1 protein-coding gene is annotated in these 768 nt (G+C 33.5%); it reads left to right on the top strand.

Annotation, left to right across the window (positions count from 1 at the left end):
* A partial coding sequence (mnmA, locus tag IDG60_RS17835; RefSeq protein ID WP_206161012.1) for a tRNA 2-thiouridine(34) synthase MnmA occupies window positions 1–768 on the top strand: 768 nt, incomplete at both ends.

Consider the following 768-nt stretch of genomic DNA (forward strand, 5'->3'; position numbering starts at 1 on the left):
TATGTACTGCAACTGAAGATTACAACGATGTTATTGAAGTGTGTAATCAAATTGGCATTCCATATTACGCTGTTAATTTTGAAAAAGAATATTGGGATAAAGTCTTTACGTATTTCTTAGATGAATACAAAAAAGGTCGTACTCCAAATCCAGACGTTATGTGTAATAAAGAAATTAAGTTTAAAGCCTTTTTAGATCATGCGATGAATTTAGGTGCAGATTATGTAGCAACAGGACATTACGCACGCATACATCGTCATGAAGATGGTCATGTTGAAATGTTACGTGGTGTAGATAATAATAAAGATCAAACATACTTCTTGAATCAATTATCTCAACAACAACTTTCAAAAGTGATGTTCCCAATTGGCGACATCGAAAAGAGTGAAGTGCGTCGAATTGCTGAAGAACAAGGACTTGTTACTGCTAAGAAAAAAGATTCTACAGGCATTTGTTTTATCGGCGAAAAAAACTTTAAAACATTTTTATCACAATATTTACCTGCACAACCGGGTGATATGATAACACTTGATGGTAAGAAAATGGGTAAACATAGTGGTTTGATGTATTACACAATAGGACAAAGACATGGATTAGGTATAGGTGGAGATGGCGATCCTTGGTTTGTTGTCGGTAAAAACCTAAAAGATAATGTTTTATATGTAGAACAAGGATTCCATCACGATGCATTATACAGTGATTACTTAATTGCTTCAGACTATTCATTTGTAAATCCAGAAGATAATGACTTAGATCAAGGTTTTGAAT

The organism is Staphylococcus sp. EG-SA-2 (assembly GCF_017152085.1).